Annotated in this window: 38 protein-coding genes; 31 read left to right on the top strand and 7 right to left on the bottom strand. The window is 51.6% G+C overall.

Annotated features, from left to right (window positions below; all coding sequences use genetic code 11):
- Positions 1-150: 150 nt before the first annotated feature.
- On the bottom strand, positions 151-627 hold the full coding sequence (locus tag ACJJIS_RS19260) for an aminoacyl-tRNA deacylase (RefSeq protein ID WP_282934399.1): 477 nt from the start codon (positions 625-627) through the stop codon (positions 151-153).
- A gap of 174 nt (positions 628-801) precedes the next feature.
- Here ACJJIS_RS19260 and rpsJ point away from each other — a divergent pair, with 174 nt between their 5' ends.
- From rpsJ to ACJJIS_RS19110, 30 genes are all read left to right on the top strand, one after another.
- Entirely contained in the window at positions 802-1,113 is a 312-nt protein-coding gene (rpsJ, locus tag ACJJIS_RS19255; protein ID WP_010133849.1) for a 30S ribosomal protein S10, read from the top strand.
- A 110-nt stretch (positions 1,114-1,223) separates the two neighbouring features.
- Positions 1,224-1,859, top strand: coding sequence for a 50S ribosomal protein L3 (rplC, locus tag ACJJIS_RS19250; protein WP_108731654.1), 636 nt, complete (start codon positions 1,224-1,226; stop codon positions 1,857-1,859).
- A gap of 18 nt (positions 1,860-1,877) precedes the next feature.
- Positions 1,878-2,492, top strand: coding sequence for a 50S ribosomal protein L4 (gene rplD, locus ACJJIS_RS19245; protein ID WP_020411385.1), 615 nt, complete (start codon positions 1,878-1,880; stop codon positions 2,490-2,492).
- Positions 2,489-2,785 (top strand): 50S ribosomal protein L23, encoded by a 297-nt coding sequence (rplW, locus tag ACJJIS_RS19240; RefSeq protein WP_282934398.1) that lies wholly within the window; start codon positions 2,489-2,491, stop codon positions 2,783-2,785. Before rplD ends, rplW begins: the two co-directional genes overlap by 4 nt.
- A 14-nt stretch (positions 2,786-2,799) precedes the next feature.
- A complete protein-coding gene (gene rplB / locus ACJJIS_RS19235; RefSeq protein ID WP_108731657.1) occupies positions 2,800-3,624 on the top strand; it encodes a 50S ribosomal protein L2 in 825 nt (274 codons plus the stop codon).
- Between the two features lie 37 nt (positions 3,625-3,661).
- A complete protein-coding gene (rpsS, locus tag ACJJIS_RS19230) occupies positions 3,662-3,940 on the top strand; it encodes a 30S ribosomal protein S19 (protein WP_069946924.1) in 279 nt (92 codons plus the stop codon).
- Between the two features lie 15 nt (positions 3,941-3,955).
- Positions 3,956-4,288 (top strand): 50S ribosomal protein L22, encoded by a 333-nt coding sequence (gene rplV, locus ACJJIS_RS19225; protein WP_282934397.1) that lies wholly within the window; start codon positions 3,956-3,958, stop codon positions 4,286-4,288.
- 19 nt (positions 4,289-4,307) lie between these two features.
- A complete protein-coding gene (gene rpsC / locus ACJJIS_RS19220) occupies positions 4,308-4,988 on the top strand; it encodes a 30S ribosomal protein S3 (protein WP_282934396.1) in 681 nt (226 codons plus the stop codon).
- An 11-nt stretch (positions 4,989-4,999) separates the two neighbouring features.
- The gene (gene rplP, locus ACJJIS_RS19215) at positions 5,000-5,413 is read left to right on the top strand and encodes a 50S ribosomal protein L16 (RefSeq protein WP_282934395.1); all 414 of its coding nucleotides are present in this window, start codon (positions 5,000-5,002) and stop codon (positions 5,411-5,413) included.
- Positions 5,413-5,604, top strand: coding sequence for a 50S ribosomal protein L29 (rpmC, locus tag ACJJIS_RS19210; protein WP_020411392.1), 192 nt, complete (start codon positions 5,413-5,415; stop codon positions 5,602-5,604). Before rplP ends, rpmC begins: the two co-directional genes overlap by 1 nt.
- A 2-nt stretch (positions 5,605-5,606) precedes the next feature.
- Entirely contained in the window at positions 5,607-5,870 is a 264-nt protein-coding gene (rpsQ, locus tag ACJJIS_RS19205) for a 30S ribosomal protein S17 (RefSeq protein ID WP_108731660.1), read from the top strand.
- A 46-nt stretch (positions 5,871-5,916) separates the two neighbouring features.
- On the top strand, positions 5,917-6,285 hold the full coding sequence (rplN, locus tag ACJJIS_RS19200) for a 50S ribosomal protein L14 (protein WP_067151032.1): 369 nt from the start codon (positions 5,917-5,919) through the stop codon (positions 6,283-6,285).
- Between the two features lie 20 nt (positions 6,286-6,305).
- On the top strand, positions 6,306-6,617 hold the full coding sequence (rplX, locus tag ACJJIS_RS19195) for a 50S ribosomal protein L24 (protein ID WP_108731661.1): 312 nt from the start codon (positions 6,306-6,308) through the stop codon (positions 6,615-6,617).
- 31 nt (positions 6,618-6,648) lie between these two features.
- Positions 6,649-7,188: a 50S ribosomal protein L5 gene (gene rplE / locus ACJJIS_RS19190; protein ID WP_020411396.1), complete on the top strand. Its 540-nt coding sequence runs from the start codon at positions 6,649-6,651 to the stop codon at positions 7,186-7,188.
- A 9-nt stretch (positions 7,189-7,197) separates the two neighbouring features.
- Positions 7,198-7,503, top strand: a complete 306-nt coding sequence (rpsN, locus tag ACJJIS_RS19185; RefSeq protein WP_020411397.1) for a 30S ribosomal protein S14 — start codon at positions 7,198-7,200, stop codon at positions 7,501-7,503.
- A 40-nt stretch (positions 7,504-7,543) separates the two neighbouring features.
- Entirely contained in the window at positions 7,544-7,936 is a 393-nt protein-coding gene (gene rpsH, locus ACJJIS_RS19180) for a 30S ribosomal protein S8 (protein WP_282934394.1), read from the top strand.
- A gap of 12 nt (positions 7,937-7,948) precedes the next feature.
- Positions 7,949-8,482, top strand: a complete 534-nt coding sequence (gene rplF / locus ACJJIS_RS19175) for a 50S ribosomal protein L6 (protein ID WP_282934393.1) — start codon at positions 7,949-7,951, stop codon at positions 8,480-8,482.
- 13 nt (positions 8,483-8,495) lie between these two features.
- Positions 8,496-8,846 (top strand): 50S ribosomal protein L18, encoded by a 351-nt coding sequence (rplR, locus tag ACJJIS_RS19170; RefSeq protein ID WP_282934392.1) that lies wholly within the window; start codon positions 8,496-8,498, stop codon positions 8,844-8,846.
- Positions 8,847-8,856: 10 nt separating this feature from the next.
- Positions 8,857-9,363 carry a 30S ribosomal protein S5 gene (rpsE, locus tag ACJJIS_RS19165; RefSeq protein WP_282934391.1) on the top strand — a complete coding sequence of 169 codons (507 nt, stop codon included), beginning with the start codon at positions 8,857-8,859 and terminating at the stop codon, positions 9,361-9,363.
- 38 nt (positions 9,364-9,401) lie between these two features.
- Positions 9,402-9,587, top strand: a complete 186-nt coding sequence (gene rpmD, locus ACJJIS_RS19160) for a 50S ribosomal protein L30 (protein ID WP_020411402.1) — start codon at positions 9,402-9,404, stop codon at positions 9,585-9,587.
- Between the two features lies 1 nt (position 9,588).
- Positions 9,589-10,023 carry a 50S ribosomal protein L15 gene (gene rplO / locus ACJJIS_RS19155; protein WP_282934390.1) on the top strand — a complete coding sequence of 145 codons (435 nt, stop codon included), beginning with the start codon at positions 9,589-9,591 and terminating at the stop codon, positions 10,021-10,023.
- An 11-nt stretch (positions 10,024-10,034) separates the two neighbouring features.
- Positions 10,035-11,381 carry a preprotein translocase subunit SecY gene (secY, locus tag ACJJIS_RS19150; protein ID WP_282934389.1) on the top strand — a complete coding sequence of 449 codons (1,347 nt, stop codon included), beginning with the start codon at positions 10,035-10,037 and terminating at the stop codon, positions 11,379-11,381.
- A gap of 41 nt (positions 11,382-11,422) precedes the next feature.
- A complete protein-coding gene (rpmJ, locus tag ACJJIS_RS19145; RefSeq protein WP_010133825.1) occupies positions 11,423-11,539 on the top strand; it encodes a 50S ribosomal protein L36 in 117 nt (38 codons plus the stop codon).
- A gap of 344 nt (positions 11,540-11,883) precedes the next feature.
- Positions 11,884-12,240 (top strand): 30S ribosomal protein S13, encoded by a 357-nt coding sequence (gene rpsM / locus ACJJIS_RS19140; protein WP_282934388.1) that lies wholly within the window; start codon positions 11,884-11,886, stop codon positions 12,238-12,240.
- Positions 12,241-12,329: 89 nt separating this feature from the next.
- Positions 12,330-12,719: a 30S ribosomal protein S11 gene (rpsK, locus tag ACJJIS_RS19135; protein WP_020411406.1), complete on the top strand. Its 390-nt coding sequence runs from the start codon at positions 12,330-12,332 to the stop codon at positions 12,717-12,719.
- A 15-nt stretch (positions 12,720-12,734) separates the two neighbouring features.
- Positions 12,735-13,355: a 30S ribosomal protein S4 gene (gene rpsD, locus ACJJIS_RS19130; protein WP_108731669.1), complete on the top strand. Its 621-nt coding sequence runs from the start codon at positions 12,735-12,737 to the stop codon at positions 13,353-13,355.
- A 44-nt stretch (positions 13,356-13,399) separates the two neighbouring features.
- Positions 13,400-14,404 (top strand): DNA-directed RNA polymerase subunit alpha, encoded by a 1,005-nt coding sequence (locus ACJJIS_RS19125; RefSeq protein WP_282934387.1) that lies wholly within the window; start codon positions 13,400-13,402, stop codon positions 14,402-14,404.
- A gap of 123 nt (positions 14,405-14,527) precedes the next feature.
- The gene (gene rplQ / locus ACJJIS_RS19120) at positions 14,528-14,914 is read left to right on the top strand and encodes a 50S ribosomal protein L17 (RefSeq protein ID WP_108731671.1); all 387 of its coding nucleotides are present in this window, start codon (positions 14,528-14,530) and stop codon (positions 14,912-14,914) included.
- A 72-nt stretch (positions 14,915-14,986) separates the two neighbouring features.
- The gene (locus tag ACJJIS_RS19115; RefSeq protein WP_413664284.1) at positions 14,987-15,244 is read left to right on the top strand and encodes a YeaC family protein; all 258 of its coding nucleotides are present in this window, start codon (positions 14,987-14,989) and stop codon (positions 15,242-15,244) included.
- A 133-nt stretch (positions 15,245-15,377) separates the two neighbouring features.
- Entirely contained in the window at positions 15,378-16,013 is a 636-nt protein-coding gene (locus tag ACJJIS_RS19110) for a hypothetical protein (protein ID WP_413664285.1), read from the top strand.
- Positions 16,014-16,069: 56 nt separating this feature from the next.
- On the opposite strand, the gene ACJJIS_RS19105 is transcribed toward ACJJIS_RS19110, so the two are convergent.
- The 6 genes from ACJJIS_RS19105 to uvrA all read right to left on the bottom strand — a co-directional run bounded on the left by ACJJIS_RS19105 (position 16,070) and on the right by uvrA (position 23,929).
- Positions 16,070-17,524, bottom strand: coding sequence for a pectin acetylesterase-family hydrolase (locus ACJJIS_RS19105; RefSeq protein ID WP_475708835.1), 1,455 nt, complete (start codon positions 17,522-17,524; stop codon positions 16,070-16,072).
- Between the two features lie 360 nt (positions 17,525-17,884).
- Positions 17,885-18,862: a 5-oxoprolinase subunit C family protein gene (locus ACJJIS_RS19100; protein WP_475708834.1), complete on the bottom strand. Its 978-nt coding sequence runs from the start codon at positions 18,860-18,862 to the stop codon at positions 17,885-17,887.
- Between the two features lie 12 nt (positions 18,863-18,874).
- Positions 18,875-19,603, bottom strand: a complete 729-nt coding sequence (gene pxpB, locus ACJJIS_RS19095) for a 5-oxoprolinase subunit PxpB (RefSeq protein ID WP_475708833.1) — start codon at positions 19,601-19,603, stop codon at positions 18,875-18,877.
- The gene (gene pxpA / locus ACJJIS_RS19090) at positions 19,600-20,349 is read right to left on the bottom strand and encodes a 5-oxoprolinase subunit PxpA (protein WP_445355117.1); all 750 of its coding nucleotides are present in this window, start codon (positions 20,347-20,349) and stop codon (positions 19,600-19,602) included. The genes pxpB and pxpA overlap by 4 nt, the downstream gene beginning before the upstream one ends.
- A 66-nt stretch (positions 20,350-20,415) precedes the next feature.
- Positions 20,416-21,015 (bottom strand): hypothetical protein, encoded by a 600-nt coding sequence (locus ACJJIS_RS19085; RefSeq protein ID WP_445355116.1) that lies wholly within the window; start codon positions 21,013-21,015, stop codon positions 20,416-20,418.
- A gap of 88 nt (positions 21,016-21,103) precedes the next feature.
- Entirely contained in the window at positions 21,104-23,929 is a 2,826-nt protein-coding gene (gene uvrA / locus ACJJIS_RS19080) for an excinuclease ABC subunit UvrA (RefSeq protein ID WP_475708832.1), read from the bottom strand.
- Positions 23,930-24,088: 159 nt separating this feature from the next.
- Here uvrA and ACJJIS_RS19075 point away from each other — a divergent pair, with 159 nt between their 5' ends.
- Positions 24,089-25,495 carry a mannose-1-phosphate guanylyltransferase/mannose-6-phosphate isomerase gene (locus ACJJIS_RS19075; RefSeq protein ID WP_475708831.1) on the top strand — a complete coding sequence of 469 codons (1,407 nt, stop codon included), beginning with the start codon at positions 24,089-24,091 and terminating at the stop codon, positions 25,493-25,495.
- Positions 25,496-25,519: the final 24 nt, after the last annotated feature.

The raw sequence follows: 25,519 nt of genomic DNA, 5'->3' as shown, positions 1-25,519 counted from the left end.
GCTGCGGCTTTTTTTGTGCCCGATAATTGCCTGCTTACACCAACTGGTGTTGTTTGGTGCTGCGAGCATCACCCCTCTTTGTAACGGCTCAATATTGAATCCTTTCCGGCATATCTGCGGCCGCTAATATTTACTTTTAATCTAGCGAGCTTATGGCCAATCCCGGCTTAAATCACAGCTTCTGCTGCCCGCAAACAGCTTGGTGAATTGAGGGCCGCTCATCTCGACTAGCTCTTCGTGGTCACCGGCCTCAAAGTAAATGGTTTCACGGTGTCCAAGGCTAGTGTCTAGCAGGGTGGTAATTCCGTAAGCCTGGCCTAGGGCGGGCAGGGCGCCCAGTTCACAGTCAGGGAATATGGCGCCGAGTTCGGTTTCCGAGACCATTTGCAGTGAGTTTCGCCCGGTCTCATTGTGAAGCGAGCGCATATCGAGGCTGCTGCTGGCAGGGATCACAGCCATTACGTAACCCTCTATATCCTGAAGCAAAATCGCTTTTGCCACCTGATCCTCACGCACATGGGCGGCGCGGGCGCTTTCCCGGCTGGTGCGAGTGTGTGGATGCTGAATCAGATGATAATCGACCGATTGGTCATTTAAATATTGACTCAGTGTTGCGGCGATAGTCATTGTGGATACCTCGTTCCGCTTGGGGTACTCAATTGTAGTTTCAGCAGATTGAAATTTGATCAGCCTGTACAGTTGACAGCCTGCTGCGCTCCCCGTAGAATTCGCGCTCCTTTTCGCCCGCCCTCGGGGCTGCGTAAGAGGACGTTCTTTAGTTAATAATTGGAGTTTGATTCCATGCAGGGTCAACGTATCCGTATTCGCCTGAAGGCCTTCGATCACAAGCTGATCGATGCGTCCACTCAGGAGATCGTAGAGACGGCTAAGCGCACTGGCGCACAAGTTCGCGGTCCTATCCCGCTGCCGACTCGCAAAGAGAAGTACACCGTACTGATTTCCCCGCACGTTAATAAAGACGCTCGCGATCAGTATGAGATCCGTACTCACAAGCGTTTGCTGGACATCGTTGAGCCTACCGAGAAAACCGTCGACGCGCTGATGAAGCTCGATCTGGCGGCCGGTGTTGAGGTCCAAATTAGTCTCGGCTAACACTTTTACTAACTACCGAATCCCGGGCGAAAACGGTCCGGGTAGTGTAACGCTCTGAAATTGGGCGGCCGCAGTGGGTTAAAGCCCCGTGCACTGAGAGGTTAAAAAAGATGACTATAGGTATTGTCGGCCGCAAGAGCGGCATGACTCGCATCTTCACTGAAGATGGCGTATCCATTCCGGTAACCGTTGTTGAGGTTGCTCCGAATCGCGTCACCCAAGTGAAAACTCAGGAAACTGACGGTTACAGCGCTGTTCAAGTAGCAGTAGGCAGCCGCAAAGCTTCCCGTGTCTCCAAGCCCGCAGCGGGCCACTTCGCCAAAGCCAATGTAGAGGCTGGCACAAATCTTTTCGAACTGCGCACTGACGGTTCCGAAGAGACTTTCGAAATCGGTTCTGAAATTACTGTTTCCAGCTTCGAAGCTGGCCAGATGATCGACGTAACCGGCACTTCCAAAGGTAAAGGCTTCCAGGGCGGCGTTAAGCGTTGGAATTTCCGCACCCAGGACGCAACCCACGGTAACTCCCTGTCTCACCGCGCACCCGGTTCTATCGGTCAATGTCAGACTCCTGGCCGCGTATGGAAAGGCAAGAAGATGGCCGGACATATGGGTGCTGAGCGCGTAACCGTGCAAAACCTGGAAGTGGTTCGTGTCGATGCCGAACGCAACCTGCTGTTGGTTAAAGGCGCTGTACCCGGTGCACCCGGTGGCAACGTTATCGTTCGTCCGGCAGTTAAAGCCTAAGTCTGAGGGGAAATAGATATGGAACTGAATATCGCTACTCCCGAAGGCGCTAAAGGCACAGTAGCTGTCTCTGAAGTGACTTTCGGACGTGAGTTCAACCAAGATCTGGTACACCAGGCAGTTGTGGCCTACATGGCCGGCGCTCGCCAGGGTACCAAGGCGCAGAAAAATCGTTCCGATGTTTCTGGTGGTGGTAAGAAGCCATGGCGCCAAAAAGGTACTGGCCGCGCACGTGCCGGTACTATCCGCAGCCCGCTGTGGCGTTCCGGTGGCGTAACTTTCGCCGCTGATCCACGCGATCATAGCGTTAAGCTGAACAAAAAAATGTACCGCGCTGCACTGCGTTGCATTCTGTCTGAGCTGGCTCGTCAGGAGCGCCTGGTAGTGGTTGAGTCCTTTGATGTGGACGCACCCAAGACCAAGCAGCTGGTAAGCAAACTGGCTCAGTTTGACCTGTCCGATGCGCTGATCGTGACTGAAGAGGTTAGCGAAAACCTCTACCTGGCCGCACGCAACTTGCACAAGATCGACGTCCGCGATGTACAGGCGATCGATCCAGTAAGCCTGATTCGCTTTGATAAGGTCGTGGTTACCGTTTCTGCGCTCAAGAAAATTGAAGAGGTGCTGGGATGAACCAAGAGCGACTCTACAAAGTACTGCTGGGCCCGGTAATTTCCGAAAAAGCTGCTGGACTGGCGGATAGCGCCAATCAGGTAGTTTTCAAGGTTACCACCGACGCCGAAAAAGCTGAGATCAAGGCTGCGGTTGAGAAGCTGTTTAACGTTTCCGTTGAGCAGGTTCGCACCGTGAACGTAAAGGGCAAAACCAAGCGCACTCGCAATGGCATGGGCCAGCGCAGCGATTGGAAAAAAGCCTACGTTCGCCTGGCTGAGGGCAGCGACATTAATTTTGAAGCTGCTGAGTAAAGGGGACCGTTACAATGGCAATTGTAAAAACAAAACCGACCTCCGCCGGCCGTCGTCACCTGGTTAAGGTTGTTAACACCGACCTGCACAAGGGTGCTCCTTACGCTCCTCTGTTGGAGAGCAAGAGCAAAAGTGGTGGCCGTAACAACAATGGTCGTATCACTACCCGTCACATCGGTGGTGGCCACAAGCAGCACTACCGTGTAATCGACTTCAAGCGCAACAAAGACGGTATTCCGGCTAAAGTTGAGCGTCTGGAGTACGATCCCAACCGCAGCGCACACATCGCTCTGGTGTGTTACGCCGACGGTGAGCGTCGTTACATTATCGCACCGAAAGGCCTGAAAGCAGGTGCCACCATTCAGTCCGGCGATGCCGCACCGATTGTTGTGGGTAACACTCTGCCTCTGCGCAACGTTCCGGTAGGTTCTGTAATCCACGCGATCGAGCTGAAGCCAGGCAAAGGCGCTCAGCTGGCCCGTTCTGCTGGTGCCTCTGTGCAGCTGGTAGCTCGTGAAGGTCAGTATGCGACCATTCGTCTGCGTTCCGGCGAAATGCGCAAGGTTCTCGCTGAGTGCCGCGCAACCCTGGGTGAAGTGAGCAACTCCGAGCACAGCCTGCGCAAGCTGGGTAAAGCTGGTGCTGCACGCTGGCGTGGTGTTCGTCCTACCGTTCGCGGTGTGGCGATGAACCCGGTAGATCACCCGCACGGTGGTGGTGAAGGCCGTACCTCTGGTGGTCGTCATCCGGTTACTCCGTGGGGCGTTCCGACCAAGGGTAAGAAAACGCGCAAGAACAAGCGCACCGATAAGATGATAGTACGTCGTCGCGGCAAGTAAGCCGCGCGATGTCTGAGCAGCTAGAGAGGAATCGACAGTGCCACGCTCATTAAAGAAAGGTCCCTTTATTGATCTGCATTTGATCAAGAAGGTGGAGGCAGCGATTGCAGCAAACGATCGTCGGCCGATTAAAACCTGGTCCCGCCGTTCCATGATTATGCCGGAAATGGTTGGACTGACGATTGCCGTGCACAACGGTCGTCAACACGTGCCCGTTTTGGTTAACGAAGAAATGGTTGGCCATAAACTGGGCGAGTTCGCTGCTACCCGCACTTACCGCGGTCATGCTGCGGACAAGAAAGCGAAGAAGCGCTAAGCCGAGGTTATAAAGATGGAAGTAGCAGCAAAATTACGCGGCGCACGTCTATCGGCGCAAAAGGCGCGACTGGTAGCTGATCAGGTTCGCGGCAAAGGCGTTGAAGAGGCCCTGGATATACTGGCTTTCAGTACTAAAAAGGGTGCGGCGATCATTAAGAAAGTACTGGAGTCGGCCATTGCCAACGCTGAGCACAACGAAGGTGCTGACGTTGACGAGCTGAAGGTTTCCACAATTTTTGTGGACGAAGGTATGACCATGAAGCGCATTAAGCCGCGTGCTAAAGGTCGTGCTGATCGCATTCTTAAGCGTACTTGTCACATCACTGTGAAAGTGGCCGAGAAATAAGAGAGCAGGCGAGAAAACCATGGGACAAAAAGTACATCCTACCGGCATTCGTCTGGGTATCGTTAAAAAGCATACCTCTGTTTGGTATGCCGGCAGCGACGAGTACGCAGACAAGCTGTACACGGATCTGAAAGTTCGCGAATACATTCGCAAAAAACTGGCCCACGCTTCTGTGAGCCGTATCGAGATCGAACGTCCGGCAAACACTGCACGTGTGAAGATTCACACCGCACGTCCGGGCATCGTGATCGGTAAAAAAGGTGAAGACGTAGAACGTCTGCGCAAAGAAGTAAGCGCGCAGATGGGCGTACCTGTGCACATCGACATCGAAGAAGTGCGCAAGCCTGATATGGACGCGGCTCTGGTTGGCCAGAACGTTGCCCAGCAGCTGGAACGCCGTGTTATGTTCCGTCGCGCTATGAAGCGTGCCGTACAGAACGCTATGCGTCAGGGTGCCGAAGGTATCAAGATTCAAGTAAGTGGCCGTCTTGGCGGTGCAGAAATCGCGCGTACCGAATGGTATCGCGAAGGCCGTGTGCCCCTGCACACCCTGCGCGCCAACATCGACTACGCCAATGTTGAAGCGAAGACTACTTACGGCATCATCGGTATCAAGGTGTGGATCTTTAAAGGCGAGGTAATCGGTGACGAAGTGCCCGATGAGAAGCCGGTAAAGAGCCGCAAAAAAGCTGCTAAATAAGGGGTACGCAAATGCTACAACCAAAGCGTACAAAATTCCGCAAGGTACAGAAGGGTCGCAACCGCGGTCTTGCTCAGCGCGGCTCTAAAGTGAGCTTTGGCGAGTTTGGCCTTAAGGCTACCGGTCGTGGACGCATTACTGCGCGCCAGATCGAAGCGGCTCGTCGCGCAATGACTCGTCACATTAAACGTGGCGGTAAAATCTGGATTCGTGTGTTTCCAGACAAGCCAATTACCAATAAGCCCCTCGAAGTTCGAATGGGTAAAGGTAAAGGTGGCGTTGAATACTGGGTAGCTCAGATCCAGCCGGGCAAGGTCCTCTATGAGATGGAGGGTGTGTCCGAGGAGCTGGCTCGTGAGGCTTTCGCACTAGCTGCGGCCAAGCTGCCTGTAAAAACAACTTTCGTTAAGCGTTCGGTGATGTAATGAAGACTGCAGATCTACGCGAAAAGTCAGTTGAAGAGCTGAACCAGGAACTGCTGAACCAGCTCGAAGCTCAATTTAAGCTTCGTATGCAAAAATCCACCGGTCAACTGGCTCAGACTCATCTGCTGAAGCAGACTCGTCGCGACATTGCTCGCATAAAGACTGTGTTGACCGAGAAGGCAGGTAATTAATCATGGCTGAAGCAAAACTGAAGCGTACTCTGACCGGCAAGGTTGTGAGTGACAAGATGGATAAAACCATCACCGTTTTGATCGAGCGCCGTGTTAAGCACCCGATCTACGGCAAAATTGTAAACAAGTCCACAAAGCTCAAGGCACATGATGAGAACAATGATTGCAGCATCGGTGATGTTGTAACCATTGAGGAATCTCGTCCTCTGTCCAAGAGCAAATCTTGGGCTTTGCAGAAAATTGTAGAGCGTGCGGCGAAGGTATAACCCCTAGCGCATTGACTGCCGAATTGAAAGGTTTCGGAGAGAGACAATGATTCAAGCGGAATCCTACTTAGAAGTAGCTGACAACAGTGGGGCTCGCCGCGTCATGTGCATCAAGGTGCTGGGCGGCTCCCATCGTCGTTATGCCGGCGTGGGCGACATTATCAAGGTAACCGTTAAGGAAGCCATCCCCCGCGGTAAAGTGAAGAAAGGTCAGGTAATGAACGCCGTTGTAGTTCGCACCAAAAAAGGTGTGCGTCGCGCGGACGGTTCCCTGATTAAATTTGACGATAACGCAGCGGTGCTGCTGAACCAGCAACTGGCGCCGGTTGGCACCCGTATTTTTGGTCCGGTAACTCGCGAATTGCGCGGTGAGAAGTTCATGAAGATCATCTCCCTCGCTCCCGAAGTTATCTAGGCCTCGAGCGGAGAAGAGTTATGCGCAAGATCAAGCGTGACGACGAAGTGATCGTTATCGCCGGTCGTGACAAGGGCAAACGTGGTTCAGTACGTAAAGTACTGAACGACGGTCGTCTGATTGTCTCCGGCATACAGATGATCAAAAAGCACCAAAAGCCAAACCCACAGATGGGTATTGCAGGTGGCATCGTTGAGAAAGAAGCTGCTATCCAAGCTTCCAACGTAGCCATCTTCAACCCTAACACCCAGAAGGCTGACCGGGTGGGCTTTAAAGTACTGGAAGACGGCACTAAGATTCGCGTCTTCAAATCCAGCGGCGAAGCCATCTAAGGCTCTTGACGCAAAAGCAGGTTGGTAGATCATGGCAAAGCTTAAAGAGCTCTACACTAAGGACCTCGTGGCCAAGCTAAAAGAAGAGCTTGGTCTCGAGAATGTGATGGCAGTGCCGCGCATCACCAAGATCACCATCAACATGGGTGTTGGTGAAGCGATTGGTGATAAGAAGGTGCTGGAGCACGCTGTCAACGATATGACAGCAATTACTGGTCAAAAGCCCATCGTTACTAAAGCGCGCAAGTCTATTGCGGGCTTTAAGATTCGTGACGGTTGGCCGATCGGCTGCAAGGTAACTCTGCGCGGTGAGCGCATGTATGAGTTCCTGGAGCGTTTGGTTGACATCGCGATTCCGCGTATCCGCGACTTCCGTGGCATTAGCCCGAAGCAGTTCGACGGCCGCGGTAACTTCTCTATGGGCGTGACTGAGCAAATCATCTTCCCGGAAATTGACTACGACAAAGTAGACAAGCTCCGCGGTCTGGATATTTGTATTACCACTACAGCTGCAAACGACGATCAAGGTCGTGCGCTGCTGAAAGCGTTCAACTTCCCTTTCAAGGGTTAAGAGGATTCCATGGCGAAGAAATCCATGATTGCGCGCGAAAACAAGCGCGCTCGAACCGCAGCTAAGTACGCCGAGAAGCGTCAAGAGCTGAAGGCGATCATCGCCAGTTCCACTGCTTCCGAAGAGGAGCAGTGGGAGGCTCAACTCAAGCTGCAGAAAATGCCGCGCGATGCAAGCCCGGTACGTCAGCAACGCCGCTGTCGTATTACTGGTCGCCCCCACGCTGTATACCGCAAGTTCGGCCTGTGCCGTAACAAGCTTCGTGAAGCTGCGATGCGTGGTGATGTTCCTGGCCTCGTGAAGTCCAGCTGGTAATTACCAGCTGGTTTAAGGCAGATTTGAGGAGTCTCATAAGATGAGTATGCAAGATCCGTTGGCAGATATGCTGACTCGCATCCGCAACGCCCTGGCGCGCGGAAAGGCGGAAGTCACCCTGCCATCATCCAAACTGAAAGTAGCAGTGGCCAAAGTCCTGAAAGACGAAGGTTACGTTACTGATTTAAACGTAAGCGAAGGCGCTAAGCCGGAACTGACCATTGCTCTGAAATACTTCCAGGGCAAGCCGGTTATTGCCGAGCTCAATCGCGTTTCCCGTCCGGGCCTGCGCGCTTACACTGGTAAAAAAGCTCTGCCTACCGTACGTGGTGGCCTGGGTGTCGCGATCGTTTCCACCTCTAATGGTGTGATGACTGACCGCGCTGCACGTCAGGCTGGTATCGGTGGCGAAGTGCTTTGCACCGTATTCTAAGCGGGGGTTGCAATGTCTCGAGTAGCAAATAGTCCGGTAGTTATCCCCGCAGGTGTAACCGTAGACCTGAAAGGTCAAAATATCGCTGTTAAAGGCGGTAGCGGTAACCTGGATATGGTTATTCACGGTGATGTAGAAGTGAGCGAGGCTGAAAGCCAGCTGACTTTTGCCGCGCGCAATAACTCCAAGCAGGCCAGAGCCTTGGCGGGTACCACCCGTGCTTTGGTCAATAACATGGTGATAGGCGTAAGCAAGGGCTTCGAGAAGAAGCTGCAGTTGCTGGGTGTTGGTTATCGTGCGAAAGCAGCCGGTAAAGCGGTTAACCTGACCCTGGGCTTCTCCCATCCGATCGATTATCAGTTGCCGGAAGGTGTGACTGCGGAAACTCCATCCCAGACTGAAATCGTACTGAAGAGCAGCAATAAACAGCTGCTGGGCCAAGTGGCCGCTGAGATCCGCTCGTTCCGTCCGCCGGAGCCCTACAAAGGTAAGGGTGTCCGTTATGCCGACGAGCGCGTGTATCGCAAAGAGGCCAAGAAGAAGTAAGTAGGGCATAGATATGAACGTTAAGAAAGCATCTCGCTTGCGTCGTGCACGTCGTGCCCGCGCCAAGATCCGTGAGCTGGGCGCCGTTCGCCTCACCGTGAACCGCACCCCGCGCCACATTTACGCACAGATCCTGTCTGCCGAAGGCAGCGCGGTATTGGCTTCCGCCTCTACCCTGGACAAGGACCTGCGCTCTGGTAAAACTGGCAACGCTGACGCTGCTGCCGCAGTTGGCAAACTGATCGCTGAGCGCGCGAAAGCCGCTGGCGTTGAACAAGTTGCCTTCGATCGTAGCGGCTTCAGATACCATGGCCGTGTTAAGGCTCTGGCTGACGCTGCCCGCGAAGCCGGTCTGAAATTCTAAGGGTTGAGTTATGGCTAGAGAGAAAGACAAAAGCAACGACGAAGGCCTGCAGGAGAAGCTGGTCCAGGTCAACCGCGTTGCCAAGACTGTTAAAGGTGGTCGTATCTTCGCCTTTACCGCACTGACCGTAGTTGGTGATGGCAATGGCCGTGTTGGCTTTGGTCGTGGCAAGGCACGTGAAGTGCCTGTAGCGATTCAAAAGGCGATGGAATCTGCACGCCGCAACATGATCCAGGTAGACCTGAATGGTGACACCATCCAGTACGCTACCAATGGTCGCCACGGCGGTTCCAAGATTTACATGCAGCCCGCTTCCCAGGGTACCGGTGTAATTGCCGGCGGTGCTATGCGCTCCGTTCTGGAAATGGCTGGTGTACACAACGTATTGGCTAAGTGTTACGGCTCCACCAACCCGGTGAACGTAGTACGTGCAACTTTCAAAGCTCTGGAGCAAATGCAGAGCCCGGAAGATGTAGCTGCCAAGCGCGGTAAATCTGTCGAAGAGATTCTGGGCTAATTACAGCTCGGATTTAAGGTTATTGGTGGGTTAAGACCATGGCTAAGAAGACCATAAAAGTGACCCAGACCAAAAGCATCAACGGACGCCTGAAAAGTCATCAGGCGTGCGTTGCGGGTCTGGGCCTGCGCCGCATCGGCCACACAGTGGAAGTGGAGGATACTCCCTCCGTGCGCGGTATGATCAACAAAGTAAACTACCTGGTTAAGGTTGAGGGGGAATAACATGCGTTTGAACGACTTGTCTCCAGCACCAGGCCACAAGCACAGCGCCAAGCGCGTTGGTCGCGGTATTGGTAGCGGAATTGGTAAGACCGGTGGCCGCGGCCACAAAGGTCAGAAAGCGCGTTCCGGCGGCAGTGTTCGTCCGGGCTTCGAAGGCGGTCAGATGCCTTTGCAGAAGCGTCTTCCTAAGTACGGTTTCACCGCTCGTGTTTCTCGCTTTACCGCAGAAGTACGTCTGGCTGAGCTGGCGAAGGTAGAAAATGACGTAATCGATTTGGCAGCGCTTAAGAATGCCGATATTATCGGCAGCCATATTAAACGCGCCAAAGTGTTCCTCTCAGGTGAGCTGACCAAAGCTGTTACCGTTAAGGGTCTGGGAGTTACCAAAGGTGCAAAGGCAGCGATTGAAGCTGCTGGCGGTAAAATAGAAGACTAATCGAGGCGCCAATGGCACGACCAGGATCCGGTGGAAATCCCCTGGGCAACAGCAAGGGATTGGGCGAGCTTTGGGCTCGCCTTCGTTTTCTGTTTCTAGCGATTCTTGTTTATCGACTGGGGACACATATTCCGGTGCCCGGCATTGATCCGGAAAAGCTGTCAAACCTGTTTAACCAGAACCAGGGAACCATCCTTGGCCTGTTTAACATGTTTTCAGGCGGCGCCCTGGAAAGGATGAGTATTCTGGCGCTGGGCATCATGCCCTACATCTCCGCGTCCATCATCATGCAGTTGATGAGCGCGGTGACTCCCTCTCTGGAAGCGTTGAAGAAGGAAGGGGAGGCCGGAAGACGTAAGATCAACCAGTACACCCGCTATCTGACGGTAATACTGGCCCTGATTCAGGGGATCGGTATGACTTTCGGCCTGGCAGGGCAGAACCTGGCTTACTCATCTGAGCCCGCGTTTGGTTTTTACTTTGTGGCGGTAACGTCACTGGTGACTGGTGCTGTATTTATGATGTGGCTCGGTGAGCAGATCACTGAGCGCGGTGTTGGCAACGGCATTTCCATGCTGATTTTTGCCGGTATCGTCGCCGGTTTACCCGGTGCCATCGGCCAGGCATTTGAACAGGCGAGACAGGGTGAACTGCACATACTCATGCTGTTGATGATTGGCGTCATCGCTCTTGCTGTAGTGTTCTTTGTGGTTGTTATGGAACGCGGCCAGCGTCGTATTACGATCAACCACGCCAGGCGTCAAGCGGGACGTTACTCTGCAGCTCCAGCTGCACAGGCGAGCCACTTGCCGCTGAAGGTAAACATGGCCGGTGTAATTCCGGTAATCTTTGCCAGCAGTATCCTGTTGTTCCCGGCCACACTGGCACAGTGGTTTGGTCAGGGCGGGGAAGGTCTCGGTGCAGAGATCCTGCAGTGGATGGCGTTGCAGCTTGGGCCAGGGCAACCGCTGAACATTATTCTGTTCGCACTGTTGATTGGTTTCTTCTGTTTCTTCTACACGGCGTTGATGTTCAACCCGAATGAAGTTGCGGATAACCTGAAAAAGTCCGGTGCTTATGTGCCAGGTATTCGCCCTGGAGAGCAGACGGCCCGCTATATCGATAGCGTGCTGACTCGCCTCACTCTGGTGGGTGCTGTATACATCGCACTGGTATCCCTGCTGCCGCAGTTCCTGGTGGTTGGGTTTAACGTTCCCTTCTATCTGGGGGGTACCTCACTGCTGATCGTTGTAGTCGTAGTGATGGACTTTATGGCACAGGTACAATCGCATCTGCTGTCGCACCAGTACGAGGGTTTGATGAAAAAATCTAACCTGCAAAGCTACGGTCGTCGCTAGGGCGTCGCCTGCTCGCAGTTTGATTGAATTGAGGTAAGGTCATGAAAGTACGCGCTTCTGTAAAAAAGATCTGCCGTAACTGCAAAATCGTGCGTCGCAAGGGTGTTCTGCGGGTAATCTGCAGCGCTGAGCCACGTCACAAGCAGCGTCAAGGCTAAGAAGGGGCCAGCCCCTTGCGGAGAGCGCCCTCAGGGCGCCTCTGTAAAAGCTGGAAAAATTCGCTACTCGATACAGCCCCGTATCGTATGGCAACACCCCGGGAAGTTTTTTGGGGTGGGAAGTTAGCAACAGCAAACTTCCAACTGGGGGCGTTGACTGTCGTCTTCATCCGCTTCGGGGGACCGATGCGGACGTTGGCTATTGCAAATTAGTGTCTGAAAAGCTATTCTTGCGCGCCTTTTTGGTGGCGCCGCCGGTTTTTTAGTCGCTGTCAGCGCCGAAATCAAAGTAGAGTCACATACTTAATATAAAGCAGTGACTCCAATACGTGGAGTACGCCTCTATGGCACGTATTGCTGGTGTCAATGTACCAGACCACAAGCACGCCGTAATCTCCCTGACCCACATTTATGGGGTTGGTCGCACTACGGCTAAGTCTATTTTGGCAGCGGTTGGTATCGCTGAATCCACCAAAATCCGCGAACTGTCTGAAGAGCAGATCGAAACCATCCGTGGTGAAGTTGCAAAACTGACCGTGGAAGGCGACCTGCGCCGTGAAATATCCATGAACATCAAGCGTTTGATGGACCTGGGTTGTTATCGCGGTCTGCGTCACCGTCGCAGCTTGCCGCTGCGTGGTCAGCGCACCAAGACCAATGCTCGCACCCGTAAGGGTCCGCGCAAGCCGATTCGCAAGTAAGCCTTAACTAAAAGGCGCGAAATCGCGGTTCAAGATGCCCCGTCCGGCTAATCGCCGAGGGGATTTGATACAGGATTTAGGATACTGGTATGGCTAAGCCAAAAACTACTGTTCGCAAAAAGGTCAAAAAGACCGTTGTCGACGGTATTGCCCACATCCACGCATCGTTCAACAACACGATCGTGACGATCACTGATCGCCAGGGTAATACCCTCAGCTGGGCCACCGCAGGTGGATCTGGCTTCCGTGGCTCGCGTAAGAGCACCCCGTTTGCAGCCCAGGTTGCCGCTGAGCGCGCAGGTACTGCAGCTCAGGAATACGGCCTGAAAAACCTCGACGTAGAAGTTAAGGGCCCTGGCCCCGGTCGCGAATCTGCCGTTCGTGCACTGAACAACTGCGGCTACAAGATCACCAACATCACCGACGTGACGCCTATCCCGCATAACGGATGTCGTCCACCTAAAAAGCGTCGCGTGTAAGAGGGGGCTGACAAAATGGCACGTTATATTGGACCAAAATGTAAACTGTCCCGTCGTGAAGGGACTGACCTGCAGCTGAAGAGTGGTGTTCGTCCGCACGACTCCAAGTGTCGCGCAGAATCCAAACCCGGTCAGCACGGCGCCGGTCGCGGTCGTCTGTCCGACTACGGTATTCAGCTGCGTGAAAAGCAAAAAGTTCGTCGTATCTACGGCGTACTGGAAAAGCAGTTCCGTAACTACTATAAGGAAGCAGCACGTCTGAAGGGCGCTACAGGTGAAAACCTGCTGCAACTTCTCGAGCAGCGTCTGGACAACGTGGTTTACCGCATGGGCTTCGGCTCAACTCGCTCTGAAGCGCGTCAGCTGGTTTCCCACAAAGCGATTCTTGTAAACGGCACTACCGTTAACATCCCTTCTTTCCAGGTTAAAGAAGGCGACGTTATCGCTGTACGTGAGAAAGCCAAGAAGCAGCTGCGTATCCAGAATTCCGTTTCCCTCGCTGCCCAGCGTGGCGATGTCGAGTGGGTAGACGTAAACGCGAGCAAACTGGAAGGCACTTTCAAGCGCACTCCGGATCGTGTCGATCTGCCGGCAGAGATCAACGAAAACCTTATCGTGGAACTGTACTCCAAGTAACAATAAGTCCACTTTAAGGAATGCAACTGTAAACAGGTATGGCTATGCAGACTGCTGTCAACGAGTTTTTGACACCGCGTCGTATTGACGTCACCGAGTACAATCCGAATCACGCCAAAGTGATTTTGGAGCCCCTGGAGCGTGGCTTTGGCCACACTCTTGGCAATGCGCTGCGTCGCATCCTGCTGTCCTCCATGCCGGGCTGCGCCGTCACCGAGGTGGAAATCGAAGGTGTCGAGCACGAGTACAGCGCGATCGAAGGTGTGCAGGAAGATGTAATTGAAATCCTGCTCAACCTGAAAGAAATCGCCGTTGTTATGCACGGTAAGGATCAGGCGGTGTTGAGCCTGAGCAAAAAGGGCCCAGGTGCGGTGACTGCCGGAGATATCCAGGTAGATCACGACATCGAGATCGTAAATCCTGAGCACGTGATCGCCAATATTACTGGTGATGTCGAGCTCAACCTGCGTCTCACTGTAGCGCGCGGCCGTGGCTACCAGCCCGCCGATGCTCGTCGTGGCGAGGAAGAGGAAAGCCGTGCAATTGGCCGTCTGCAGCTGGATGCTTCATACAGCCCAGTGCGTCGTGTTTCCTACAGCGTGGAAAGCGCGCGTGTAGAGCAGCGCACTGACCTGGATAAGCTGGTTCTGGATCTGGAGACCAACGGTACCCTGGACCCGGAAGAGGCTATTCGTCGCGCCGCCACTATTCTGCAGCAACAGCTCGCAGTATTTGTGGACCTGGAAGGCGAGAAGGATGCACAGCCGAAGGCTGAAGAGCCTGAAGTTGATCCGGTACTACTGCGCCCGGTAGATGACCTGGAGTTGACTGTACGTTCGGCGAACTGTCTGAAGGCAGAGAACATTTACTACATCGGTGATCTGATTCAGCGCACTGAAGTAGAACTGCTGAAGACGCCGAATCTTGGTAAGAAGTCTCTGACTGAAATCAAGGACGTACTGGCTTCCCGTGGTTTGTCCCTGGGTATGCGCCTGGAAAACTGGCCGCCGGCCAGCCTGAAAGGCGACAGCAAGTTAAGCCCCCTGTAAGCATTTGGTAGTCGCGACGGTGTCGTGATTAGTAGAAAGAACCCGAGCGGTGCTACAGCTTAGCGCGACACCGCTCCAGAACGACCTGCTGTGACAGCAACTTAGGTCGTAAGGAATTGAGTCATGCGTCATCGCTATAGTGGCCGTAAATTCAGCCGCACGAGCGCTCACCGCAAGGCCATGTTCAAGAACATGAGCGCCTCTCTGGTGGAGCACGAACTGATCAAAACCACACTGGCCAAAGCCAAAGAACTGCGCCGCGTTGCCGAGCCGCTGATCACTCTGGCTAAGAAAGACAGTGTTGCTAACCGCCGTCTGGCTTTCGCTCGTATCCGTGATAAGGATGCTGTGCGCAAGCTGTTCGACGAGCTGGGTCCTCGTTACGAAGCTCGTCCTGGTGGTTACATCCGTATCATGAAGTGTGGTTTCCGCGCTGGTGATAAGGCGCCGATGGCATACGTTGAGCTGGTAGACCGTCCTCAAGTAGAAGACGAAGCTGCTGAAGCTTAAGCGTTATTAGCCATAGCGCTACGGAAGGCCGGTCTTTGACCGGCCTTTTTTTTGCCATAAGGAGATTTTTGTATGTCTTTTGAGCAACTGTTAAAGAGTTTGAATCCCGAGATTGTGGGCAGCTTAAAGCGGGCCATTGAACTTGGAAAATGGCCCAATGGTGTTGCGCTATCCCCTGAGCAGCGCAGCCTCTGCGCAGAAGCGGTTTCCAATTGGGAGTCCGCAAACCTTCCGCGGGAGCAGCAGGTAGGCTATGTGGCGCCGAAGACCAAGGATGAGCCCTGTGTAGGAAAAAAAGACGATGAGCAAGCTGTTAACTGGGTTGGCTAGCTAATCAGTCTGTAAGATATTGGCACTTTATTCATTGGTGAGGGCGTTATTTTCTTTCATGCTCTCCCAATTCTCTGCTTAGATAGTTACCGACAGACAAATACATAATTTCTAATTTGCTCGGTAACTAATTATGAAAAAGCTGATTTTGCTTGCCGGAGCAGTAACGCTCGCCGTTGTAGGGGTTGATCACTACGATATTGATGTGCGCTCAAGTGTGACCAAGGTGCGCCAGATGATAGAGCCGCTAAAAGATGATAGTGAATTAGTAAAGAATATTTCTGACAGCATACCCTGGTCCCAGCTGGAACATGCGGAGGTCGAAGAGTTGTTAAATCATCCTCGGGTTCAGGCTTATCTGGACCGTGAGAATGTTAAGCAGGCGCTCAAGGACTACTTTGCAGACCTGGGCAATCTCTCTGGTGAAGAGGCCTGGGATGCAATTGAAAAAATAGAGCGGGAATCGCGTATTACAGGCTATGAAGCGCTTTCAATGAAGTTGGCCTGGCTGGAAAAAAATAGCCTTAACCAGGCAGAGTTCACCCAAAGAGCTGAAGAGCTATTTAATATTTATCGGGATAAAGCGCAAACGGTGATCAGGGATTACGACCCTCATGTCGAGGTTCCGGGCTTTTCCACCTATAAGGATCTTGAGCGCTCGATCGTTGAGGAAGTTCAGCAGATGACGTCCTTTCCCGATGGTATGAGTAGACATGAATACTTACGTAAACGCCTTCAGGACGCCCGTGAGGCGGTATATGGCAGTTAGGCTTTCTATCATTCAGCGCTGCCAGCGAGTTACCGGCAGCGCTGGGGGCATTTTAATTACATAAACAAGCCGATCAGATCATAGAACCAGTTACTATTGTCCTCATAATCTGAAACCTCATCGGTTTCGTATGCCCGAATCATTCCTCCACCGTTATGATTGACGATGTTGTCGAGGAAATCTTTTAATTCAAGCCCGTGCTCGGCAATCTCACCATAGTTTAAATCGATAATGGTTGTGCAGTGGCTCTCGTTCAAGTTGCGGAACATCGGGAAGTAATAGCCCCAGTTACTAGTTTGATCCAGCAGTGGAATCAAATTTTCATGGGTATCTTTCTGCCAGCGCTGTCGCAATTTATTTAAACGGGAGTCTGCATCGGGATCATTATAAATATCCTCATAAAATCTCTCGTAGGAGTACGATGAAAAATTCCCGTCAGCAAGAAAGTGCGTAATACCCAATCGATCTGAGGGGAATTTATTGGAAAGCGCAGCATAAAGTGAGGCTAGCTGATTGGCTTCGAATCCCGGTGTTATGGCTTTTAACATAGTGATGGGGTTTTCCGAGCTTTCATCGCTATCGGCGGTATAGGTAGTCCAAGAGCGCAGCACTTCTTTATGTAGCGGTAATGAGGGATATTGGGTGCTGTCACTCCCGTCTAAAGGTGCCTGATAGAGAGGGCCTGAATCATCGAGGAGATAGCCATAATCGACATTCATATCCTCGCGCAACTTTGAATAATTAAACAGAGCACCAATACTGCCTGCACTACAACCCGCAGCGAGCATCTGCTTCGGTTTTTGCAAATTATTTTTCACCCAGGAAGTAACTGCCTGAACGTTGCGTAATCCATTGTGGTGCCAGATAAGGTCGGGGTTCTCGCCAGTAGTATCCTCGTATATTTCAGTTTTATCGCCTACGTAGATATCCCCTGTGCAATACGGTACATAAACCATATTCCACTCGCCAGTTTTATACTGGTCGTAGGGGTGATGTGTATAAATCAAAGGGGATACGCCAGCGGTAGTAAGATTTTCGAAATTTGTAAAATCTAACAAGTGCACATTGCTTAGGTAATCATCGGGAATGCCATTGGGGTTGCGAGCCCCGCGAATACCAGCTTGTCCTGAGCAGCTTTCATAGTCCCAGCATGCCCCACCACCCTCGAAATAGAAAATGGTGTTACTGGTATCTGGAACACGGTGAACAAAGAACTTATAGGGTGATCCATTCCCACACATGGCACCTGTACTGGTAGGTACATCAATTTTTTGCCAGGTGTTGTAGTCGCCAGGATCAAAATCATCATTAAAACTGGGATCATCCATAGTTAATGGATACATCCCCTCAGCTTGCTGTGAGGTGACTGGCGCATCGGCATTGGGTGGATCAAACAAATGCTTTAGGGTAGTCCAGAAGTTGTAATCACCCGGTTCTGCATTTGCATACGCTGTGATAAGTAGAGAACTCGCTAAGAGTATTGAAATAAAACCACGGAGAATTTTTATCATTATTAATCCCCTTAAGGTATTGTGTGTTTTCTCTTTGGAATGTGCTTTGTTGATCCTGCAATAATTGTTTGGAGGTTATTTGCTCCCTATAGATAATCAACTTGCACGTTAGTCCAAATCGCTGTTTGGGTAAAACCCAATGAGGTTAGTTAATAATGATGTTTTGGTCTAGAAAGATATGAGGGGAAACTTGTTGGTCACAGGGTTTCTATTATATTTCTTCTGTTTTTGCTCAAAAATATTCCATTTAAACTTTTATTAAAATTATTTTGTATATTTTGGCGTAATTTTTATTCCATACTTTATGGTGTTGTTTTTTAGCGCTAAATAGTTCTGTATCTGATAGTGTTTATGCTTGTATTAAAGGGATAGTGCCTCCCTGTGATTAAGATTCAGGCTCTGTTGGAGTTTTTTAATTAGGTCTTGTTTCTTTTTGAAAATTTCGCGCGATTCTTCAATGCTTATTTCTTGAAATGTGATTTTGTTTTTTGGGGCTAGCTGGCCCAGGCGATGAAGTTCCGATTTTATAATATGGCCTATTCGGGGGTACCCGCCAATAGTCTGTCCCTCAATAAAGGAAATAATAGGGTTGGCATCGGGTGGTACTTGAATGCTGCCGGGATAGAGTCCTGCTGATGATAGTTGTGTCTTTCCGTTTGTAATTTTATGAATTGTAGAATTGTTTTTAGTGGATAGACGAATGCCCATACGATTGCTTTGGGTAGAAACCAGATAGGTTGAGCCGTAAAAGTGTTCAATAAATTTCTTGGAAAATAAATTGCTCTCTGGTCCAGCCACTAGCCGTAGCTTTGAATTGTGTGAGTAGTGAAGGTGAAACCTTTTATTTAGTACAGATTCTTTTGCGGTGTGGACTTCTTTAAAGTGGATGACTTCGTTAGATGTGATCGGTTTGCCACTATTTGCGCCAAATTTACTAATAATGTGAGTTGCAGAGCTACCTAAGATATTGGGTGCGTCTATCTTGGCAGAAAGCGCAAGGTAGGTTCTTGCACCGGAAATAGCTTGAGCTATATCCAAAATATCACCAGGCTTAACCCTATAGGTTCGGAAATTATCAATTGACTCGTTATTTAAGGAGCCTCTGAATTGGCCTCCGGCTATAGCGATAGTGAGATTGCAGAGGAATTCGATTCTAGGGCCGAGCAGGGTGATCTCAAAGGTTGGGTGCCCTAACGGGTTTCCTAATAACAGGTTGGCTATTTTCATCGATAGTGGGTCGGCAGCACCTCCCCATGGAATTCCACAGTGCATCATGCCTGGACGACCCAGGTCCTGAATACTTGTCTGTAGCCCTGCTCGAAGAAAGTGAATACCCATAGACCCTCCTTTTTAGGGTGAACTACTTTTAGTACTCTGCGAGAGTATATGAAATTGCTGAGAATCTATTGCATAAAACTCAATTTCATCTAAAGGTGCAGCGATAAATGGGGAGGGTTCCGCAGGTTGAAAAAGACTAAGGGGTGTCTGGCCAATAATTTGCCATCCCCCCGGTGTAGCTTGTGGGTAGATGCCTGTTTGTTCTCCACCTATCCCGACAGCGCCTGCGGGAATTCTGGTTCGGGGAGTTTCTTTTCTGGGGCAATATAGCTTTGGGTCAAGTCCGCCAAGGTATAAGAAGCCTGGAGTAAAGCCCAACATATGCACTAAGTAACGTTGTGCGGTATGTCGTTTGATGATTTCCTGTGACGATAATTTGGTATGTTCTGATAATGCCTCAAGGTCTGGAGAAAAGCCTTCTTCGTAGCATACGGGAATGCGCACTATACGTGGTCTACTGGTGAAGGGGGCAGGGTTGTTTAGAAACTCCTCGGTAGTTTTAGTGAGTAATTGGTATAAGGTTTTGTGATCCCATAGGGAAGGATTGAAAATAACAGTTAAGCACTGGTATGCAGGAATGATATCAATGATACCTGGATGCACTTCATTTAATAGAGCCGCTCTCAAACCGATAATTGTCCGGCTAAGAGCTTTGCATGGTTTACCGGAAAAGCGGATATCTACTGCACAATCTCCGTTAATGGTTATAGCTAGTGGTATATGGGGGGCAGGGTGTGTCACCGAGCTATGCTCACGCCGTTTGCATTGAGATGTTGATTAAGTTGTCTGGCGATAATGGGCGCTTGGGGATTATCGCCGTGGAGGCAGATGGTATCCACAGAGAATTGTAATTTTTCACCATGATAATCGTTAAATTCTAAGCCCTTTGCCAAGCAGATAGCCTGCTCTAAGCACTGTTCTGTCTCAGCAATAACAGCGCCCGCCATTGAGCGTGGAGCTAGTTGGTTATTGCTGAGGTACTGCCTGTCCATAAATCCTTCGCGAATAAATGTTTTATTTTGTTTGGCAGCAGCGAACTGCATGGCAGCGTTGGCTAACCCAATAATTTTCAGTGAAGGATATTCTTTGTCGAGTAGGGTAATAATACTTTTAGCGAGTTCTCTGTTTGACTCTGTATCATTGTAGAGAGCGCCGTGTAGTTTAATATGGTCTAAAGTTGCTCCTAGGCTGCGCGCGATATTTTCTAGTTGGTTTACTTGTGTGCAAAGAGAGTCGAGCAATTTATTTTGAGGAATAACTAGAGATTTGCGGCCAAAATTTTCCCTGTCGGGGTAGCTGGGGTGCGCGCCGATTTTTAAGCTATTTTTTAGGGCGTTTTCGATTGATCTACCCATGATCTCGGGAGTGCCAGCGTGACCGCCGCAAGCTATATTGCAACGGGAAATAAACGGCATGATTTGGGCGTCCCTGTCACAGCTGTGTAAATCAGCACCTTCACCCAGATCGCAGTTGATATCAATGTTCACTGTGGCATCCTGCCTGTAATATATTTTGAATGGGTTTTAACGCTAAGAATCTGCCTATTAAAGTGGTTAATTGTCAGGGCACTGATTTACTTCCATAGAGATTTTCTTTGAATTTGATTCATAGCAATTTCCCAGTGGGGAGCAGAAGCAGGCGGAAATTGAAAGGTTCCATCTTTCTTGATTAATTTTTTCCCATAGTTCAGAAGTTGCAGTGCCACGACTTAAAGAATAGAAAGGGTACTCCGATTGTGCGGGAATGATAACTTCATTTATTTCTGAAGAGCTTTGAAAGCCTTCGTCAAGGGGTGGGTGGTGATTTTTATAGTTTCTATTAAATTTATTTTTCATCATTTTATGCTCTTCCTGACAGCAGGCGCGCAAAAAATCATGGGTGCTTGAGTATTCTACATTTTTATATTTAAAGCTAACGGATTTTAGGATGGCAGGGCCGGCCCCAGCATTGCGAAAGCCAAATGTAATTTTGCTTTGATTGCTCTCCTCGTCATAGTTGCCATGGCTGAACTGAATAACAGGCATTGTCATTATTTTGACTTGTTGATTGGCAGCTCTGGCTTGTAAATAGGTGGCATAGAAGGATGCCAGAGAAATCATAATTGCACTTACTGCGATCACTGAGTTTAAGCGGTCGCGATTGAATAACTTCATATCTTGTCGCACCTACCTACTAGTTATTTTTAAGTGAATTGAGCAAGAAAGGATGCCGATCTATAGATTGGCATCCTTTCCTATTCAATTAGTTCAGCATGGTTTTTAGAAAGCGCCCGGTATGGGAAATGTCCATTTCTGCAACATCCTCAGGTGTCCCCGTGGCAATAATTTGCCCGCCGCCAGAGCCACCCTCCGGGCCAAGGTCTATAATCCAGTCTGCAGTTTTGATCACGTCCAGATTGTGTTCGATCACTACGATGGTATTGCCGTGATCGCGCAGGCGATGCAGAACATCCAGCAGTAATTGGATATCGGCAAAGTGCAGGCCGGTAGTCGGTTCGTCGAGGATGTACAGGGTTTGCCCAGTGTCTCGTTTGGATAGCTCGCGGGAGAGTTTTACCCGTTGGGCTTCACCACCTGAGAGAGTGGTGGCAGCCTGGCCCAGCTTGATATATGAGAGGCCGACATCCATTAGGGTTTGCAACTTCTTCGCGATTGCGGGCACAGGGTCAAAGAATTCCCGTGCATCTTCCACGGTCATTTCCAATACTTCGTGGATATTTTTGCCCTTGTAGTGTACCTCCAGGGTCTCGCGGTTGTAGCGCTTGCCGTGGCAGGTATCACAGGGTACATAGACATCCGGCAAAAAGTGCATTTCTACCTTAATCACCCCGTCGCCCTGGCAGGCTTCACAACGCCCACCCTTGACGTTAAAGCTGAAGCGCCCGGGTTTATAGCCCCGTGAGCGGGCTTCCTGGGTGCCGGCAAACAAGTCGCGAATTGGGGTAAAAATACCGGTATAAGTTGCCGGATTTGAGCGAGGAGTGCGCCCGATAGGACTCTGATCAATATCCACGCATTTGTCGAAGTGCTCCAGGCCGTGCACCTCTTTATAGGGGGAGGCCTTAAGGGTTGTTGCTTTGTTAAGTGCAGTGGCGGCAAGTGGATAGAGGGTTGTATTGATCAGGGTGGACTTACCAGAGCCCGATACACCGGTTACACAGGTAAATAATCCTACTGGGATTTTCAGATCGACGTCCTGTAAATTATTTCCACTGGCGCCTTCGAGACGCAACAAATAGTCCGGGTCGGGTACGTAGCGCTCTTCCGGTACGGCAATTTTCTTTTTGCCGGAGAGGTACTGACCGGTTAGGGACTTCTTACATTTGGTAATTTTATCGGCGGTGCCCGCTGCCACGACCTCTCCGCCATGGACACCGGCACCGGGGCCAATATCGACAATAAAGTCAGCACTGCGAATGGCATCCTCATCGTGCTCCACCACAATAACCGTATTGCCGATATCGCGCAGGTGGGTAAGGGTGTTGAGCAGGCGCTCGTTGTCCCGCTGGTGTAGGCCGATAGAGGGCTCGTCGAGAATATACATTACGCCCACGAGGCCGGCGCCGATCTGGCTGGCGAGGCGAATGCGCTGCGCTTCGCCGCCGGAGAGGGTTTCTGCACTGCGGTTTAGGGTCAGGTAATTCAGGCCGACATCGACGAGGAAGCGGAATCGATCGCGCAGCTCTTTGAGAATCTTATCGGCAATCTCTTTCTGGGCGCCTTTAAAAGCCAGCTCATGGTCGAAATACTCGAACGCATCGCCTACAGGCAGCTCAGTAATTTGCGCCAGGGTGCGGTTATCCACAAAGACATGACGGGCCTCGCGGCGCAGGCGGGTACCGTGGCACTCTGGGCATTTTTGTGTACTCAGATACTTGGCTAACTCCTCCCGTACCGATTGGGACTCGGTATCCCGATAGCGGCGTTGGAAGTTGGGGATAATGCCCTCGAAGGTGTGCTGGCGCACGGTGACATCGCCGCGATCATTGACGTAGCTGAAGTCTATCTCTTCGTCGCCACTGCCCTGCAGGATAACCTTGCGGTGGGCTTTGCGTAATTTTTTCCAGGGCTTATCCAGATCGAAACCGTAGTGCTCGGCGAGGGAGTCGAGCATGTGGTAATAGTAAATGTTGCGTCTGTCCCAACCGCGAATGGCGCCTTCGGAAATACTGCTTTCCGAATCGATAATTACCTTGTCTTCATCGAAGAACTGCTTGACGCCCAGGCCGTCACAGCTGGGGCAGGCGCCCGCAGGGTTGTTGAAGGAGAATAGGCGGGGTTCCAGCTCATCCAGTGAGTAGTCACAGACGGGGCAGGCGTGGCGGGCAGAGAAGAGGCGATCTTCCTGGTCTCCATCCATAAAACTGATGGAGGCGATACCGTCGGTGAGATTCAGGGCAGTTTCGAAGGATTCCGCCAAACGCAGTTGCAGGTCCTCACGCACCTTAAAGCGGTCTACCACCACCTCAATGGTGTGCTTGCGGCGCTTATCCAGCTTGGGGGTGTCGTCCAGGTCACAGATAACTCCGTCGATCCGTGCCCGCACAAATCCGTCCCGGCGCAATTGTTCAAATACGTGCTGGTGCTCACCCTTTCGATCGCGAACTACCGGCGCCAGCAACATAATCTTGCTGCCTTCCGGTAAAGCCAGTACCTGATCCACCATCTGGCTGATCGTCTGGGCTTGCAGGGGTTCGTCGTGCTCGGGGCAGCGGGGTTCTCCAACCCGGGCAAACAGCAGCCGCAGGTAGTCATAGATCTCTGTGATGGTGCCGACAGTGGAGCGGGGGTTGTGAGAGGTGGACTTCTGCTCGATTGAAATAGCCGGTGATAGCCCCTCGACGGTATCCACATCCGGCTTTTCCATCATCGACAGGAATTGACGGGCGTAGGTGGAGAGTGATTCCACGTAGCGGCGCTGCCCCTCTGCGTAGAGGGTGTCAAAGGCCAGGGAAGATTTGCCGGAACCGGACAGGCCGGTGATAACGATCAGTTTATCGCGGGGAATGTCCAGATCGATATTCTTCAGGTTGTGGGTGCGAGCACCCCTTACATAAATCGTGTCCACGCTCTACCTATATGCTGCTAATACTGGGCCGGGCCTCGGACTTGCTCCGCGCGGGGCGATCACAACTGCGGTGCCGGAAAAACAGTCAAGTATAAACTCGCCACCTGATGTGCGAAAATTGTCTTTCGCAATACCCGACATTCAGGCAGATAGCATTCGATGATTCCTGTGATTCTCTGTGGTGGCACCGGCTCGCGCCTGTGGCCACTCTCTCGCGAGGCCTACCCCAAACAGTTCCTACCCCTTATCGGTGGTGAAACGATGTTACAGGCAACCGTAAGGCGCCTGGAGGGCATTGAGCCATTACAGACGCCGATCCTGGTATGCAACGAAGAGCATCGTTTTGCCGCCGCCGAGCAATTGCAGGAAATCGGCCACGGAGCCCAGTCCATTTTACTGGAGCCCTGCGCGCGCAATACTGCACCGGCTATTGCCCTGGCTGCCCTGGCAGCACTGGAGTCAGGAGCTGACCCTTTACTGCTGGTATTACCGGCAGACCACGCCGTTTCCGACGAGGTAAATTTTCAGGAGTCTGTAGAGTCGGCCCGAGCCCTGGCTGAGCAGGGGCATCTGGTCACCTTTGGTATTGTGCCGACCCGGGCGGAGACCGGCTACGGCTACATTCGGCGCGGGGATAAATTGGCGGAAACTGCTTGGAAAGTGGCGGAGTTCGTCGAAAAGCCGGACACTGAAACCGCTGAAGCTTACCTGGCCTCCGGGGATTACTCCTGGAACAGTGGCATGTTCCTGTTCCGCGCTTCCCGCTATCTGGAGGAGTTGGAGCGCTACCGTGCAGATATTCTCACAGCCTGCCGCAGTGCCTATAAGAGTGCCGCGAGGGATCTGGATTTTACCCGGGTGGATAGAGAGGCTTTTGCAGCCTGCGCAGACGAGTCTGTGGATTATGCAGTAATGGAGCCGACGGAATCCGCGGCAGTTGTACCTATGGATGCGGGTTGGAGCGATGTGGGCTCCTGGCAGGGGCTGTGGGAGTTGGCAAAACGCGATGCCAATGACAATTTGCTCCAGGGTGATGTATTGCAAGAAGACTCCCAGCGCTGCCTGGTGCGTGGTGAGAGCCGCTTGGTCAGCCTTCTCGGTGTATCCGACCTGGTGGTTGTCGATACTGATGACGCGCTTCTGATCGCTGACCGGCAACGGGTCCAGGAAGTCAAAAAACTGGTCAATAACCTCAAGAGCACTGGCCGCAGTGAGGCCCAAAGGCACCGCAAAGTATATAGGCCCTGGGGCTACTACGACTCGATTGATGCGGGTCCACGCTTTCAGGTGAAGCGTATTGTGGTGAAGCCGGGCCAGCAGCTATCCCTGCAGATGCATCACCATCGCGCTGAACACTGGGTTGTGGTGCAGGGAACTGCGAAGGTTACCCGGGGTGAAGAAGAGGTCCTGATCACCGAGAACCAATCGACTTATATCCCCCTGGGGGTGGTCCACCGTTTGGAGAACCCCGGTACGATTCCCTTGGAGCTGATCGAGGTGCAATCCGGCAGTTATCTCGGGGAGGATGACATTGTCCGCCTCGATGATGAGTACGGTCGTAACTAGTTGTGGATAAAAGTTGTGCTGTTT

It is taken from the genome of Microbulbifer maximicatervae (SeqCode), from assembly GCF_056231245.1.
This window is presented reverse-complemented; position numbering and strand designations above follow the sequence as displayed.

Bases quoted from the DNA above. Each gene is read 5' to 3' on its own strand.
- rplE (WP_020411396.1), top strand. From the start codon at position 6,649: ATGGCAAAGCTTAAAGAGCTCTACACTAAGGACCTCGTGGCCAAGCTA.
- ACJJIS_RS19085 (WP_445355116.1), bottom strand. From the start codon at position 21,015: ATGAAGTTATTCAATCGCGACCGCTTAAACTCAGTGATCGCAGTAAGT.
- ACJJIS_RS19115 (WP_413664284.1), top strand. From the start codon at position 14,987: ATGTCTTTTGAGCAACTGTTAAAGAGTTTGAATCCCGAGATTGTGGGC.
- rplQ (WP_108731671.1), top strand. From the start codon at position 14,528: ATGCGTCATCGCTATAGTGGCCGTAAATTCAGCCGCACGAGCGCTCAC.
- rpsK (WP_020411406.1), top strand. From the start codon at position 12,330: ATGGCTAAGCCAAAAACTACTGTTCGCAAAAAGGTCAAAAAGACCGTT.
- ACJJIS_RS19125 (WP_282934387.1), top strand. From the start codon at position 13,400: ATGCAGACTGCTGTCAACGAGTTTTTGACACCGCGTCGTATTGACGTC.
- rpsJ (WP_010133849.1), top strand. From the start codon at position 802: ATGCAGGGTCAACGTATCCGTATTCGCCTGAAGGCCTTCGATCACAAG.
- secY (WP_282934389.1), top strand. From the start codon at position 10,035: ATGGCACGACCAGGATCCGGTGGAAATCCCCTGGGCAACAGCAAGGGA.
- rpsE (WP_282934391.1), top strand. From the start codon at position 8,857: ATGGCTAGAGAGAAAGACAAAAGCAACGACGAAGGCCTGCAGGAGAAG.
- ACJJIS_RS19100 (WP_475708834.1), bottom strand. From the start codon at position 18,862: ATGGGTATTCACTTTCTTCGAGCAGGGCTACAGACAAGTATTCAGGAC.
- rplB (WP_108731657.1), top strand. From the start codon at position 2,800: ATGGCAATTGTAAAAACAAAACCGACCTCCGCCGGCCGTCGTCACCTG.
- rplO (WP_282934390.1), top strand. From the start codon at position 9,589: ATGCGTTTGAACGACTTGTCTCCAGCACCAGGCCACAAGCACAGCGCC.
- ACJJIS_RS19105 (WP_475708835.1), bottom strand. From the start codon at position 17,524: ATGATAAAAATTCTCCGTGGTTTTATTTCAATACTCTTAGCGAGTTCT.
- rpmD (WP_020411402.1), top strand. From the start codon at position 9,402: ATGGCTAAGAAGACCATAAAAGTGACCCAGACCAAAAGCATCAACGGA.
- ACJJIS_RS19110 (WP_413664285.1), top strand. From the start codon at position 15,378: ATGAAAAAGCTGATTTTGCTTGCCGGAGCAGTAACGCTCGCCGTTGTA.
- rplR (WP_282934392.1), top strand. From the start codon at position 8,496: ATGAACGTTAAGAAAGCATCTCGCTTGCGTCGTGCACGTCGTGCCCGC.
- rpmJ (WP_010133825.1), top strand. From the start codon at position 11,423: ATGAAAGTACGCGCTTCTGTAAAAAAGATCTGCCGTAACTGCAAAATC.
- ACJJIS_RS19260 (WP_282934399.1), bottom strand. From the start codon at position 627: ATGACTATCGCCGCAACACTGAGTCAATATTTAAATGACCAATCGGTC.
- rpmC (WP_020411392.1), top strand. From the start codon at position 5,413: ATGAAGACTGCAGATCTACGCGAAAAGTCAGTTGAAGAGCTGAACCAG.
- rpsC (WP_282934396.1), top strand. From the start codon at position 4,308: ATGGGACAAAAAGTACATCCTACCGGCATTCGTCTGGGTATCGTTAAA.
- rplD (WP_020411385.1), top strand. From the start codon at position 1,878: ATGGAACTGAATATCGCTACTCCCGAAGGCGCTAAAGGCACAGTAGCT.
- rplW (WP_282934398.1), top strand. From the start codon at position 2,489: ATGAACCAAGAGCGACTCTACAAAGTACTGCTGGGCCCGGTAATTTCC.
- rplP (WP_282934395.1), top strand. From the start codon at position 5,000: ATGCTACAACCAAAGCGTACAAAATTCCGCAAGGTACAGAAGGGTCGC.
- rpsN (WP_020411397.1), top strand. From the start codon at position 7,198: ATGGCGAAGAAATCCATGATTGCGCGCGAAAACAAGCGCGCTCGAACC.
- rplN (WP_067151032.1), top strand. From the start codon at position 5,917: ATGATTCAAGCGGAATCCTACTTAGAAGTAGCTGACAACAGTGGGGCT.
- rplF (WP_282934393.1), top strand. From the start codon at position 7,949: ATGTCTCGAGTAGCAAATAGTCCGGTAGTTATCCCCGCAGGTGTAACC.
- rplC (WP_108731654.1), top strand. From the start codon at position 1,224: ATGACTATAGGTATTGTCGGCCGCAAGAGCGGCATGACTCGCATCTTC.
- rpsH (WP_282934394.1), top strand. From the start codon at position 7,544: ATGAGTATGCAAGATCCGTTGGCAGATATGCTGACTCGCATCCGCAAC.
- ACJJIS_RS19075 (WP_475708831.1), top strand. From the start codon at position 24,089: ATGATTCCTGTGATTCTCTGTGGTGGCACCGGCTCGCGCCTGTGGCCA.
- rplV (WP_282934397.1), top strand. From the start codon at position 3,956: ATGGAAGTAGCAGCAAAATTACGCGGCGCACGTCTATCGGCGCAAAAG.
- rpsQ (WP_108731660.1), top strand. From the start codon at position 5,607: ATGGCTGAAGCAAAACTGAAGCGTACTCTGACCGGCAAGGTTGTGAGT.
- rpsD (WP_108731669.1), top strand. From the start codon at position 12,735: ATGGCACGTTATATTGGACCAAAATGTAAACTGTCCCGTCGTGAAGGG.
- rplX (WP_108731661.1), top strand. From the start codon at position 6,306: ATGCGCAAGATCAAGCGTGACGACGAAGTGATCGTTATCGCCGGTCGT.
- rpsM (WP_282934388.1), top strand. From the start codon at position 11,884: ATGGCACGTATTGCTGGTGTCAATGTACCAGACCACAAGCACGCCGTA.